Below are 12,893 nucleotides of genomic sequence, written 5' to 3'. Positions count from 1 at the left end.
AACGGGCGTACGTCACGGAGTAGGAACGGGCCCGTCGTCCGGTAGCGGACCGACGACGTCCGCATAGTCGGGAAGAAGGGCGCGCACGGCGAATCGGCCTGCGATCGCGTCCGCGGGCAAGGCCTCGACCGCCCGAACCCCATCCCCGGCGTCGACGGTTCCGAGTTGCTCCGAAGAGCCGCGGACGATCAGCCCGACGACACATTCGCACCCCTCGAGCAAGCGTGCGGAAGACACTGCATCGATCTGCGATTGGCGATCCCACTGCCCGGTCGAACCATGAAGTCTCGACCCCGCCACGGCCGCCGAGCCCAGCACCGACGCCTCGGTTCCCGGCACTCCGATGGAGATGACCTGGGTCTGGACGCGCTCTATCGGAACTCGGAGCAGAACCTGCGCGATCCGTACGTCCTGCACCGCGTCGTACGCGCGAGCGGGTGCAACCTCGGCGTCGAACGACACCAACGCCCACTGCATCTCGGAATTGCTCCCCGCCGAGTCCGGGTCGGCGAAGTCCTCCGCGAGCGTCTCCTCCGCCCGCGCCAGGTACTCGGACACTGCTTCTCCGGTGTCCGGACCGAGGGTGTCGGTGTTCACCCCTGGCCGGGGCACCGGATTCGCGGTTCCGAGGGCGAACAGCAGAACCACCGCGGCCAGGACCGTCGCCGCGGCCGTTGCCGCACCCGACATCCGAGTCATGCCGCGCGCAGCACCTCGAGTGCGTGCTCGAGGTCGGCTGGATACTTGCTCTCGATCTCGACCCACCGACCGTCCGACGGATGCGCGAATCCGAGTGTCTTGGCGTGCAGCCATTGACGTTCCAGGCCGAGACGGTCAGCGAGCTTCGGGTCGGCGCCGTAGGTGAGGTCTCCGCAACACGGGTGCCGCAATGCGGAGAAGTGAACGCGAATCTGATGAGTCCGACCGGTTTCGAGGTGCACGTCGAGCAGGCTGGCCGCCTGGAACGCCTCGATGGTGTCGTAGTGCGTGATGCTCGCTTTACCGTCGGCCCGCACCGCGAACTTCCAGTCGTTGCTGCCGTGCCTACCGATCGGTGCGTCGATGGTGCCACTGCTCGGATCCGGATGGCCCTGCACGAGCGCGTGATAACGCTTCTCGATCGTGCGCTGCTTGAACGCCCGCTTCAACACCGTGTACGCGCGCTCGCTCGTGGCGACGACCATCACGCCCGACGTCCCGACGTCGAGGCGATGCACGATGCCCTGCCGCTCATGGGCACCGGACGTGGAAATCCGGAACCCCGCTGCAGCAAGCCCACCGATCACCGTCGGTCCCGTCCACCCGACGCTCGCGTGCGCCGCGACCCCGACCGGCTTGTCGACCGCGACGATGTCGTCGTCCGCATAGAGAATCTCCATGCCCTCGACCGGCTCCGCTTCGATGGTCAGCGCGCGAGCAGGTTCGGGAAGCAGCACCTCCAAGTACGCACCCGCCGACAACCGATCCGACTTCCCCAGTGCCGACCCGTCGACGGAGACGGACCCTTCCTCGGCGAGAGTCGCCGCGACCGTCCTGGACAGACCCAGCAGCCGCGAGACGCCCGCATCGACCCGCATGCCGTCCAAGCCGTCGGGAATCGGCATGGAACGCGATTCCCTCATTTCTGTCCCGCCGTTCCCGAGTCGGTGCTCGCTGCGGCATTCTTCTTCGACGTGGTGGCCCGCTCACCGTTCGGTTCGAATCCGAACAGGCTCAGCGCGACGAGGAGTATCGCCCCACAGACGATCGACGAGTCCGCGACGTTGAACACCGGCCACCATCCGATGGACACGAAATCGACCACGTGTCCCTGCAGCGGTCCGGGCGATCGGAAGAACCGGTCGATGAGATTTCCGAGAGCCCCGCCGAGCACGAGTCCGAGGCCGAGAGCCCACCACGGAGAGCGAAGGGTACGGCCGATCCGGATCACCCCGATGACGACGCATACCGCGACGATCGTCAGAAGCCAGGTCATGCCGGTGGCCATCGAGAACGCTGCGCCGGGATTACGCACCATCCGAAGTGTGACGACGTCGCCGATGATCTCCACCGGGTTGCCCGGCTTGATCCAGTGCACGGCCGCGATCTTGGTGATCAGGTCGAACGCGAGGACGACAACGGCGATCAGGACCAGCATCCTGGTACGCAGCGGCTTCGGTGCCACACCGGTGGCAGGGTCTGCGTCGGTGCCGGACACCACGGTGTCGTCGGGTTCGGCCTTCTGATCGCGGTGCGGGTCGGAGCTCGTCGAATCGGTCGGGCGGTCGTCACTCACCCCCCTATCATGTCGCATCGCCCCGGCACAGCCGAATCCCGGATCGACCCCGAGGGGTCCGCGGGCGGACCGCACGCGCACAGCTTCGCCGACGGTGTCCGGTGAAGTGGCCGGAGCGTGTCCGTAGCCTGGTCCCGTGATCTCGCCTTCCCGAAACCCGATTCGACGTATCCGAGTTCTCGCCGTGGCCGTCGCCGCCACCACACTGTTGGCCGGGTGCGGGTCGTCCGACGACGAGGCACCGTCGGAGACGGACACCTCCGCCACGACGTCGAGTGTGTCGCTGCCGGTGACTCCGGTGACGACCACCCTCGTCGACCCCGGCGCCGAGCCCAGGACCGCGGTGACGCGAAACATCTCCGGCGAACAGGCGGTACGGCTGACGACGCGATCGACCGTCACCCAGCAGATCGACGACCAGGCAGTACAGGACTTCTCGACGCCGAATCTGACGGTCCCGCTGACGGCACGTGCGTCGGGGGCCAGCGGTGACGAGGTCGATCTCACGATCGGGGTCGCGACGTCGGCGGATCAGCGTCTGACGGACCAGCTCGCCGCGGCCGACGGTTCCGGCGCCGGGTTGACCGTGACCGACGGCGGGGCCGTCACCGCACTGTCCATCACGCCTGCGGACGCGGCACAGGACGCAGCACGTGCGGCAATAGAACAAGCGTTGAACCAAGCGGTGTACCGGTCGATTTCCTTTCCCGAGGAAGATCTGGGAATCGGCGCGGTCTGGACGGCTCAACAGCAAGTCATCAGCGGTCTGACGCTCAATCAGACGACCACCGCAACTCTGCGCGCGCGGGAGGGTGACGTGCTGACGATCGACCTGCGAATCGATCAGACGCCGGAATCCACGACCCTGGAACTGCCCGACGACGCCGGCCAACTCGCGATCGACAACTACACGATGTCCGGCACCGGAACTCTGCGCATCGACCTGACGAAACCACTTCCGGTATTGGGAGAGGTGACCGTCGGTGGCAGTCAGCAATACAGCGACACCGACGGCACGACGGTTCTGCGTCAGGACATCAGTGACACCCTGGAATGGGCGTCGGAGTGAGGTCCGCAGCTGGATCGGTACGTACTGCCGCAGTGTGCGCGGGGGCTCTTCTGGTCCTCGGCGCCTGCGGTGGGACGGACGACGCGGGTGCCGCCGGTGCCGACACCGACACTTCCCCGGCTGCTCCGGTCACGGTCGTCGACGCCCCTGACGTTCTCTCCGGGTCCGTCGTCACCGACTCCGTAGATCTGCAATCCCGCATGCTGACGCCCAGCGACCTTCCCGACGGGTATGCGGTGGTTCCGGATCCGGTGCGTGATCTCGGGCTGGACCCGGCTCCGGAGTACGACTCGCCTGATCGGTCCGGCACCGAGCCGCAGGAGTGCGCCGACGTTCTCGCGGCTGTGGGGACGCAGTCGGCGGGCGCATCGGCGGTGGCGGACGTCAGGTACTCGGGACCGAATTTCTCGTCCATCGACGAAGACGCCGCCAGTTACGCAGGCGGCGAGGACGGTGCCGGAGGCGCTGGAGAGGCGTTCCGCACCGTGCAGGACACGCTCGTCGGCTGCGCCGAGTACACGGGCACGGACGCCGACGGGATCGACGTCGACTTCTCGCTGTCGGCTCGGGACCAGTCCCCGGTAGGTGACGCGTCGACGTCGTTTCGGCTCGCGACCACCAGCGAAGGGTTCACGCTGGTGTCCGACGTAGTGATCGCAGTAGTCGACCACACCGTGTTCCAGCTGTCCGTCACCAGTCAGGAAGGCGTCGACGCGGCATCGTTCACCGCACTCGCCGATGCAGCAGCCGAGCGTATACGTGGTGACCTCGGGTCCTGACCGAGACGAAGGCACACGAAAGCCGGTGCCGCACTCCGAACGAGGAGTACGGCACCGTCTTCGAGGTACCGCGAAAAGCTAGGTGACTACGCGCACGCAGGCGAGGTCAGCTGCGCCAGCTGGACGAGACCACATGCGTTCTCCTTGGACAGCTTCCATGCGCCGTCCTCGGCAACGAAGATGAAGTTGCCCGGGTTCGCCTGACCGTTGATGGTCAAGGTCGCGCCCGTGTTCAGGGTGCCGTCGCCGAGGTCGTCGACACTGGTGATCTCGACGGTGGCGCCGTTCTGCACAGCAGCGGCCGCGACCTGCTCGATGAGGCCCGGATCTTCCTCGGCGCCCTGGATGAGGGCCGCCTTCTCCTCGACCGGGACAGCCGGGTCGAGACCGCGAGCGAGTTCGGCGTTGAGCTCTTCAGCCGTGGGCACAGGTGGGTAATCGCCCGATGCCTCCGGTGCCGCCGACGCCGAGGACGTCGTGGAAGCTGCCGACGTCGTGGTCGTCGTGTCGCCACCGTCGTCCGAGCTACATGCGGTCATCGTCAGCGCAGCAGCGATCGCCACGCCGGCGACTACGGCCTTTCGGGTGTTACGGAGCTTCAAGTGCTTATCCCTTCGGTTGTACTGCTCAGTCGTTCACGTGAACCGGACATAGAGGCCGGTCTCGGCTGTTCCACTATGCCATTGGAGGCCTCGGGCGGAAAGAAGCGTCGCTACTCGCCGGTAGCCGAGAGCGTCATTTCAGGACGAGTCACTGTCATTTCAAACTGTCCAGTGGATCCGCCACAACGAGCTGCTCGTCCCCCTCTGCGAAAGTACGGGCTCGACCCGGTCCGGTGGACCGTGTCTCGAACCGAACCGTCACCACGGAGTGGCCTGCCCCTTGCACCCATCCGTGTCCGTGTTCAGGATGCCTCACGTCCATGCCCGGATGCCACCTCTGCTGCGGTTCTCTTACCGAAGGCACAATTTCGCCCGTGGTCGTGGGCGACGTGGACGTGTCCTCCGGTTCGTGATCGAGTTCGGGAAACAGCGACCCTTGCTGCACGGTGGACAGCCCGGCGAGGCCGACACCGACCAGCCGGATCGGACCGAGTTCCACCGGGTCCAGCACCTGACGCTGTGCCGTCGCGACGATGGTCTGCTTGTCCACGGTCGCGTACGGCAACGTCGCCGACCGAGTCACGATGCTCATGTCCGATTTCCGCAGCTTCAGCACCACCGTGCGTGCGCCGCGCCCGTCCTTCACCAGGCGTCGGTGCGCGGCTTCCGCGCTCCGTTCCACCGCAGACCTCAACTGCGCCAAGGTCACCAGATCGTGCGCGAACGTCGTCTCGGCGCTGACCTGCTTCGCTTCGGCGCGCTCGGCGACGGCTCGATCGTCGATCCCACGCGCCAGCCTGTGCAGCCCCGGACCCACCGTCGCACCGAGGATCGACGCCACTTCCGACTCCGGCGTCGCGACGAACTTACCGATCGTGTCGATGCCGAGCTTTCGAAGTTTCTCGTCGGCGACCGGCCCGATTCCCCACAACTTCCGCACCGGCAACGCAGCCATGAGAGCACTTTGTTCGGCCGGCGCGACCACAGTCACGCCGTCCGGCTTCGCCAGACCGGACGCGATCTTCGCGATCTGTTTACCGGAACCGGCGCCCAACGACGCCACGAGGCCCGTCCGTTCCATGACGAGTGCCCGCAGCATCTCGCAGAACTCCGCCACCTCGGCCGCGGTGGCGCCGACGAGTTCGACTGGCTCGCCGAACGCCTCGTCCATCGACAGCTGCTCGAGAACAGGCATCCTCGTGCGCAGACCGTCGAACACCGTCCGACTGACGCTCTGGTACAGCGCGCCGCGCGGCGGCAGCACGATCGCGCCGCCGCCCACCAATCTGCGAGCCTGATGCATCGGCATGGCGGAGCGCGCGCCGAAGACACGCGCCTCGTAGCTGCAGCCGGCGACGACACCGCGACCGCCTGCTCCGCCGACCAGAACGGGGCGTCCGCGCAAGGTGGGCCGGGTGAGCTGCTCGACCGACGCGAAGAACGCGTCCATGTCGAGATGCAGCACCCATCGCCTACTGCGAGCGTCGGTCACGACCGAAAGATACTCCGGAACGCAGACATCACAGTCCGTGCCTCATGGGATGCCGACACGACGGTCGAAGGCCATGTCACGACGCGTCGCCTCGGCCGGTACCGAGGTCGAAGCCGAGCGCTGCAGCCGCGTGCTCGGGCGTCGGATCGGCCCACAGATCCGCGTACACGTCGTTCGCGGACAGCGACCGCGTCACCGCTCTGTCGATGTACACCGTCCCGTCGAGGTGATCGGTCTCGTGCGCCACGATCCGCGCGGGCCATCCACCGAACTCCTCGTCGACCACGGCGCCGTGCAGGTCGGTGCACCGAAGCCGCACCGACGCCGCCCGAGGGACGACCGCCTGGTAGCCGGGCATGCTCAGGCATCCCTCGTAGAAGCTTCGCCGAGCCGACCCGACGTCGTCGTAGCGCGGGTTGACGATCACTCGGAACGGCAACGGCGTGCGCTCCCGCTGCGTCGCGACCTCCTCGGACACCGGGTACATGTCCTCGATCACCGCGATTCGCAGCGGGACGCCGATCTGCGGCGCAGCGAGACCGACACCGGGCGCGTCGTGCATCGTGGCCCGCATGACCTCGACGAGGTGTTCGAGCGTGCGCGGCTCGAGCTGATCGGTCAACGCGGCTGCCGCTGTGCGCAGCACCGGATCACCGACCGTGACGATCGGAAGGACGCCGTCGTGCGCGTGCGACAGCAGCTCACGGACGGCGCCTTCCATCACCGCGTCGCGGGTCATCGCGAACGGGTGACCGATACGCGGGTACCTTCCCCGAGTTCGACGGCGTCGTCGCCCGGATCACCGTCGACCAAGCTCAGGGCCAGAACCTCGCCGGCGATCAACGAGCGGTGCGTGTCGAGCCATTCGCGGCGTTCGGGCGGAACCTCGATGACGATGTCGATCCGATCGGACACCTCGAGGCCCAGTGTTCGGCGGGCCTCCTGGAGCTCACGGATTCGGTCTTTCGCCCACCCCTCGGCCTCCAGCTCCGCGGTCACCTTGGAATCGAGCACGACCAGACCGGCGTTGCCCGGCAGAGCGGCAGTGGAGTCCGGTTCGGCCGCAACCAGCTTGCGGGTGTACTCCGTCGGGAGCAGTTCGATGCCTGCGGCACTGACCGTGCCCGATGCATCCTCGCTCCACTCCCCTGCTTTGACCGCCTTGATGACCTTCTGGACGTCCTTGCCGATCCGAGGACCTGCCGCACGCGCGTTGACGACCAGTTCGAATTTGCCGTGCACGGCAACATCGTCGGTGAGGTCGACCTTCTTGACGTTGACCTCGTCGGCGATGATGTCGGCGTACGGACGCAGTCGTTCCGCGTCCTCGGCGGCGACGGTCACCTCGGGGAGCGGCAACCGCACCCGAAGGTTCTGGGCCTTCCGAAGTCCGAGTACCGCGCCGCACACCGAACGCACCTCGTCCATCGACTCGACCAACTCCGGATCGGCAGGCAAGTCTGCTGTCGCCGGCCAGTCCGCGAGGTGGACCGACCGTCCACCGGTCACACCGCGCCACACCACTTCGCTGACCAACGGCAACAGCGGCGCAGCAAGTCGCGTCACGACCTCGAGCACCGTGTGCAACGTGTCGATCGCGTCGGAGTCCTCGCTCCAGAACCGCGAACGTGACCGTCGCACATACCAGTTGGTGAGCGCGTCGCAGAACGTACGCAGCTCGTCGCACGCCCCTGCGATGTCGTGGACCTCGAGCGCTTCGGTGATCGCGTCCCGCGTCGCCGCCAGCTTGGCCAGAACGTACCTGTCCAGCACGTTCGGCGAATCCGTTCGCCACGTACCCGGCTTGCCTGCGTACAACTGCAGGAAACTCCACGCATTCCAGATCGGCAGCAACGCCTGGCGGACGCCCTCACGGATGCCTTGCTCGGTGACGATCAGGTTGCCACCGCGCAGGATCGGCGACGACATCAGGAACCAGCGCATCGCATCGCTGCCGTCTCGGTCGAACACCTCCTTGACGTCCGGGTAGTTGCCCTTGGACTTGCTCATCTTGAGACCGTCGTCGCCCAGCACGATGCCGTGCGCCGCAACGGTCTTGAACGCAGGACGATCGAACAACGCGGTCGCGAGCACGTGCAACGTGTAGAACCAGCCACGAGTCTGGCCGTTGTACTCGACGATGAAATCGCCCGGGTTGTGTGCTGTGGCATCCCCCGTCGTTCCGCTCGCCCCGGAAAACCACTCTGCATTCTCGAACGGGAAATGCACCTGCGCGTACGGCATCGACCCGGACTCGAACCAGCAGTCCAGGACCTCGGGAACCCGTCGCATCGTGGACTTGCCCGTCGGATCGTCCGGGTTGGGACGCGTCAGATCGTCGATGTACGGACGGTGGAGATCGTTCGGACGCACGCCGAAGTCACGCTCGAGCTCGTCGAGGCTGCCGTACACGTCGATACGTGGGTACTCGGGATCGTCGGACGTCCACACCGGGATCGGGCTGCCCCAGTATCGGTTTCGACTGATGTTCCAATCGCGTGCGCCTTCGAGCCACTTGCCGAACTGCCCGTCCTTGATGTGCTCGGGCACCCAGGTGATCTCTTGGTTGAGCTCCACCATGCGATCGCGGAACTTCGTCACCGCCACGAACCACGACGGGACCGCCATGTAGATCAGCGGCTGCCCGCTGCGCCAACTGTGCGGGTAGGAGTGCTCGATGGTCTCGTGACGTAGCAACCGACCGGACGCCTTCAGATCCTTGATGATGACGGGGTTGGCGTCGAACACCATCAGGCCCTGGTACGGCGGCACAAGTGCCGTGAACTTGCCACCGGGGTCGAGCGGCTGAACGACCTCGATGCCGTTCGCCGTCGCGACGTCCATGTCCTCTTCACCGAATGCCGGTGCGAGGTGCACGATTCCGGTACCCGAGTCGGTGGTGACGTAGTCCGCCTGCAGAACACGATGCGAATTGGCGTGCCCCAGAAAGAAATCGAACGGCGGAGTGTAAGTGAGGCCGACGAGTTCCGCGCCGGTGTGCTCGGACAACACCTCGGGCTCGTCGCCGAGTTCGCGGGCGTAGTGCGCGAGACGTTCCGCGGCCAACACGTAGCGTTCGCCGTCGGTTCCGCGGACCTGCACATAGCGAACATCGGGATGCACTGCGATCGCCAGGTTCGACGGCAGAGTCCAGGGCGTCGTCGTCCAGATCAGTGCACCTGCACCGTCGAGAGGCGACGCGGGTGCCGTCAGCGGCATCGTGACGGTGACCGCCGGGTCCTGACGCATCTTGTAGGCGTCGTCGAGCCGAGTTTCCTGGTTGGACAACGGGGTCTGTTCGTACCAGGAATACGGAAGGACTCGATAACCCTGATAGATCAGGCCCTTGTCGTACAACTCCTTGAACGCCCACATGACCGATTCCATGAAGTCGACGTCGAGCGTCTTGTAGTCGTTGTCGAAATCCACCCAGCGGGCTTGACGGGTGACGTAGTCGCGCCACTCGTCCGTGTACCGCAGAACCGACTGCCTGCAGTAATCGTTGAACTTGGCGAGACCCATCTCGTCGATCTCGGATTTGTCCTTGATCCCCAACTGCTTCTCGGCTTCGAGCTCCGCGGGCAACCCGTGGCAGTCCCACCCGAACCGACGCTCCACCTTCTTACCGCGCATCGTCTGAAAGCGCGGAACGAGGTCTTTGACGTACCCGGTCAGCAGGTGACCGTAATGGGGAAGACCGTTGGCGAACGGCGGGCCGTCGTAGAAGACGAACTCGTCCGCACCCTCGCGACGGTCGACGCTGGCACGGAACGTTCCGTCCTCGGCCCAGAAATCGAGCACTCTGCGCTCGAGGTCTGGAAACGACACACCCGCGGCTTTCGGACCAACCATGTCGACCAACGGGTACTTGTCACCGTCGGTCCTCGCGACATCGCCGCTCTTCGAATCTTCGGTACTCATGACGGACGCTCCTGCCGTGCCGACGCCGTCGCTTCTGCGACGGCGATAGTTTCCTCGGCACGGGGACGACGATCGACGTGTGGGACGTCGACTACCGCGGTACCACCCCGCTTGCTTCATCGACGCCGGAAAACGATCCCTCGTCGACGAAGCCACTCGCACTGCTGTGACGGGCTTACCCGTTCGGTTCTACTGAGCCGACCCGACCTCGACGGTCGATTCGGCCGTTCTTCCGAATGCTCCCCGGGGATGACCGGATCATCGCGTTTTTCTCGACAGTCGTTGTTCTCGACAGTCGTTGTTCTGTTCTCGATGTTCGTGATGACGACATCGGACACCTCGAGGGTAACCGAAACGTCCACACAATCGATTCTCGGGTGGCGACTACTTCTCGGGTGGCGACCTGCGGCCGGTCAGCGCGCCTGCCAGCAACAAAATCGCGCCGACGATGCAGACACCGATGCACCCGTACGCCCAGACGACCGATCCGGTCGTCAGGGCGATGACCAGCAGCGCGAACCCGACACCCGCTGCGCACAGCGTCAAGACGAGCACTACGCGCCTCGTTCCGCACGAGCCGGCTCACGCCGGGCGGGTTTCACGTCCGCAGCCATGCCGAACAGGCTGGGCGAGAATGCGTCAGTTGTTGCCCTTGGCATACGACTGGCTGTAGCCCGACGACTGCTCGTTCTGGTTGAAGCTGTCCGACCCGTTGTCCACCGGCAGAGCCGAGGAACGGTTCTCGAGCTCTTCGAGCTGGGATTCCAGGTAGGACTTGAGACGGACACGGTACTCGCGCTCGAACGTCTTGAGCTGCTCGATACGACCCTCGAGCACCGAACGCTGCTCGTTGATCGTCGCCATGATCTCGGTGTGCTTGCGCTCGGCGTCCGCCTGAAGAGCATCGGCCTTCTCCTTGGCCTGACGAAGCTGTGTCTCGGACCTCGTCTGAGCGTCGGACAACAGCGATTCCGACTTCTGACGAGCGTCGGTGACCATCGCCTCGGAGCGGGTCCGTGCGTCGGTGACGAGACGCTCTGCATTGGTGCGAGCGTTCCCCAGGAGCTGCTCGGACTCGGTCTTGGCGTCGCTGGTGAGCCTGTCGGCCATCTCCTGCGCGAGTCCGAGAATCTTCGCGGCTTGCATGTTGGAGTCGCCACCCTGCGCCGGCGCAGCCGCAGCCACGGGAGCAGGCGCCACCACCGGGGCGGGCTTGGGTGGCTCGACGGGGCGCTGAGGCTCCGGAGCCTTCTGCTGAACCGGAGCGGGCTGAGCCGGACCGGACTGTCGAGCCGACTTGGCATCCGACAGTTCCTGATCGAGCTCGCCCACGCGCTGGCGCAGGTCTGCATTCTCCTCGATCAGTCGCGACAGCTCTTGCTCGACGAGATCGAGGAAAGCATCCACCTCGTCTTCGTTGTAACCGCGCTTACCGATAGGCGGCTTGCTGAAAGCGACATTGTGCACATCAGCTGGAGTCAGCGGCATGGAAGGATCCCTTCACGCGTCTTGAGGCGGTAGAGCAAGCATTCAGTTATATCCCATTCCGCACTTGCCGGAACAATCAAACTGTAACTGGCGTCCATTCTGTCACATCGGTTGCGCAGGTCGCGCCTGTCCCCGATGTCTTTCATCAAAGTTCGATCAGTTCACGATCCCAGACTCCGCACGACGGACATCAGGATGAAAACGCCGAACAACAACACCATGATCGACAAGTCCAGTCGAACTCCCCCGAGATTCACGGGGGGAATCACTCTTCTCAGCAGCTTGACCGGTGGATCGGTCACGGTGAATATCGCCTCGAGCAAGACAACGACGATTCCCGACGGCCGCCAATCCCTGGCGAACGTCCTGATGAATTCGACGATGATGCGGCCGATGAGAAGAAGCCAGAAAATGAACAGTATGAAGTAGATCACCGCGAACAAGGCCACAGGTCATACTCTGCCCGAAAAGGTCGACTCGATCAAAGCGAGCAGGTCAGAGACCTGTTCGAATCGATCGAGCCGAAGGAACGCACCAGTGCTGTCGATTGTCATTGCTGACTGTAGAAGCCCGTCTCGGCGATGCGACGCCGTTCCTGGGGGGACACGTCGATATCTGCCGGCGAGAGAAGAAATACTTTCGTTGCGACCTTGTCGAACGAGCCGCGAAGGGCGAAGGCGAGCCCTGCGGCGAAATCGACCAGACGCTTGGCGTCGGCATTGCTCATCTCGACGAGATCCATGATGACCGGAGTTCCGTCACGGAAACGCTCGCCGATCGTCCTGGCTTCGCTGTAATCGCGGGGACGCAGGGTGGTGATCTTCGACAACGCGCTGCCGTCGTCCGCCACCGGGCTACGGCGGGTCTCCGCGCGCGTCATCGGCTCACTGCGCAGGCTGCGCTCCTGCGCGTCCATACGGGTGTCCACCGCGAGGTTGCCACGAGTGGACACGCCTCGTCCGGCCCCGGCCGACCGCGACGAGCGACCGCCGATGGGGGCAAGTGTCGGCGCGGAGCGAGGTGCCTCGTACTCGTCGTAGTCGTCGTCGAGGTCCTCGATCTCGGCACGGGACGAGCGCCGCGAGGAGAACGACGGCTTCGCGAACTCCCGGTCGTCGTCCGCGTAGGGATCGCGGCCGCGGACGGAGTGCCGCGATTCCGGCTCGTCGAGGTAGTCGTCTTCGTAGTCCGCAAGAGGAACCATGCCGAAGTACGCCTTGAACTTGTGCAGGGTACTCATTGATGCAGCCTTCCGTGCCGGGTACTT

13 protein-coding genes are annotated in these 12,893 nt (G+C 65.1%); 2 read left to right on the top strand and 11 right to left on the bottom strand.

What is annotated here, in order from left to right:
• Positions 1–12: 12 nt before the first annotated feature.
• The 3 genes from CH292_RS20355 to lspA are packed head-to-tail and all read right to left on the bottom strand — an operon-like array spanning position 13 to position 2,137.
• Positions 13–699 (bottom strand): hypothetical protein, encoded by a 687-nt coding sequence (locus CH292_RS20355; protein WP_019665902.1) that lies wholly within the window; start codon positions 697–699, stop codon positions 13–15.
• Positions 696–1,622 carry an RluA family pseudouridine synthase gene (locus CH292_RS20350; RefSeq protein WP_020111985.1) on the bottom strand — a complete coding sequence of 309 codons (927 nt, stop codon included), beginning with the start codon at positions 1,620–1,622 and terminating at the stop codon, positions 696–698. The genes CH292_RS20355 and CH292_RS20350 overlap by 4 nt, the downstream gene beginning before the upstream one ends.
• Positions 1,619–2,137, bottom strand: coding sequence for a signal peptidase II (gene lspA, locus CH292_RS20345; RefSeq protein ID WP_230594098.1), 519 nt, complete (start codon positions 2,135–2,137; stop codon positions 1,619–1,621). The genes CH292_RS20350 and lspA overlap by 4 nt, the downstream gene beginning before the upstream one ends.
• Before the next feature lie 322 nt (positions 2,138–2,459).
• On the opposite strand from lspA, the gene CH292_RS20340 reads away from it, so the two are divergent.
• The gene (locus CH292_RS20340) at positions 2,460–3,344 is read left to right on the top strand and encodes a hypothetical protein (RefSeq protein ID WP_094628933.1); all 885 of its coding nucleotides are present in this window, start codon (positions 2,460–2,462) and stop codon (positions 3,342–3,344) included.
• A complete protein-coding gene (locus tag CH292_RS20335) occupies positions 3,341–4,123 on the top strand; it encodes a hypothetical protein (protein WP_230620891.1) in 783 nt (260 codons plus the stop codon). The genes CH292_RS20340 and CH292_RS20335 overlap by 4 nt, the downstream gene beginning before the upstream one ends.
• 86 nt (positions 4,124–4,209) lie before the next feature.
• On the opposite strand, the gene CH292_RS20330 is transcribed toward CH292_RS20335, so the two are convergent.
• From CH292_RS20330 to CH292_RS20300, 8 genes are all read right to left on the bottom strand, one after another.
• The gene (locus tag CH292_RS20330) at positions 4,210–4,725 is read right to left on the bottom strand and encodes a hypothetical protein (protein ID WP_019665908.1); all 516 of its coding nucleotides are present in this window, start codon (positions 4,723–4,725) and stop codon (positions 4,210–4,212) included.
• A gap of 154 nt (positions 4,726–4,879) precedes the next feature.
• A complete protein-coding gene (locus CH292_RS20325; RefSeq protein ID WP_033188570.1) occupies positions 4,880–6,190 on the bottom strand; it encodes a DNA polymerase IV in 1,311 nt (436 codons plus the stop codon).
• Positions 6,191–6,293: 103 nt separating this feature from the next.
• On the bottom strand, positions 6,294–6,956 hold the full coding sequence (locus tag CH292_RS20320) for a peptide deformylase (RefSeq protein ID WP_019665910.1): 663 nt from the start codon (positions 6,954–6,956) through the stop codon (positions 6,294–6,296).
• Positions 6,953–10,138: an isoleucine--tRNA ligase gene (ileS, locus tag CH292_RS20315; RefSeq protein ID WP_094655578.1), complete on the bottom strand. Its 3,186-nt coding sequence runs from the start codon at positions 10,136–10,138 to the stop codon at positions 6,953–6,955. The genes CH292_RS20320 and ileS overlap by 4 nt, the downstream gene beginning before the upstream one ends.
• Positions 10,139–10,522: 384 nt before the next feature.
• Positions 10,523–10,693 carry a hypothetical protein gene (locus tag CH292_RS28980; protein WP_019665913.1) on the bottom strand — a complete coding sequence of 57 codons (171 nt, stop codon included), beginning with the start codon at positions 10,691–10,693 and terminating at the stop codon, positions 10,523–10,525.
• Between the two features lie 84 nt (positions 10,694–10,777).
• Positions 10,778–11,626 carry a DivIVA domain-containing protein gene (locus tag CH292_RS20310; protein ID WP_026347909.1) on the bottom strand — a complete coding sequence of 283 codons (849 nt, stop codon included), beginning with the start codon at positions 11,624–11,626 and terminating at the stop codon, positions 10,778–10,780.
• A gap of 161 nt (positions 11,627–11,787) precedes the next feature.
• Positions 11,788–12,075, bottom strand: a complete 288-nt coding sequence (locus CH292_RS20305) for a YggT family protein (RefSeq protein WP_019665915.1) — start codon at positions 12,073–12,075, stop codon at positions 11,788–11,790.
• Between the two features lie 101 nt (positions 12,076–12,176).
• Complete coding sequence (locus CH292_RS20300; RefSeq protein WP_019665917.1) at positions 12,177–12,866, bottom strand: cell division protein SepF; 690 nt, start codon at positions 12,864–12,866, stop codon at positions 12,177–12,179.
• Positions 12,867–12,893 lie beyond the last annotated feature (27 nt).

It is taken from the genome of Rhodococcus sp. 14-2470-1a, from assembly GCF_002259425.1.
Classification (GTDB): domain Bacteria; phylum Actinomycetota; class Actinomycetes; order Mycobacteriales; family Mycobacteriaceae; genus Rhodococcoides; species Rhodococcoides fascians_E.
Note: the sequence above shows the minus strand (reverse complement) of the source record. Positions and strands in the feature narration are given on the sequence as shown.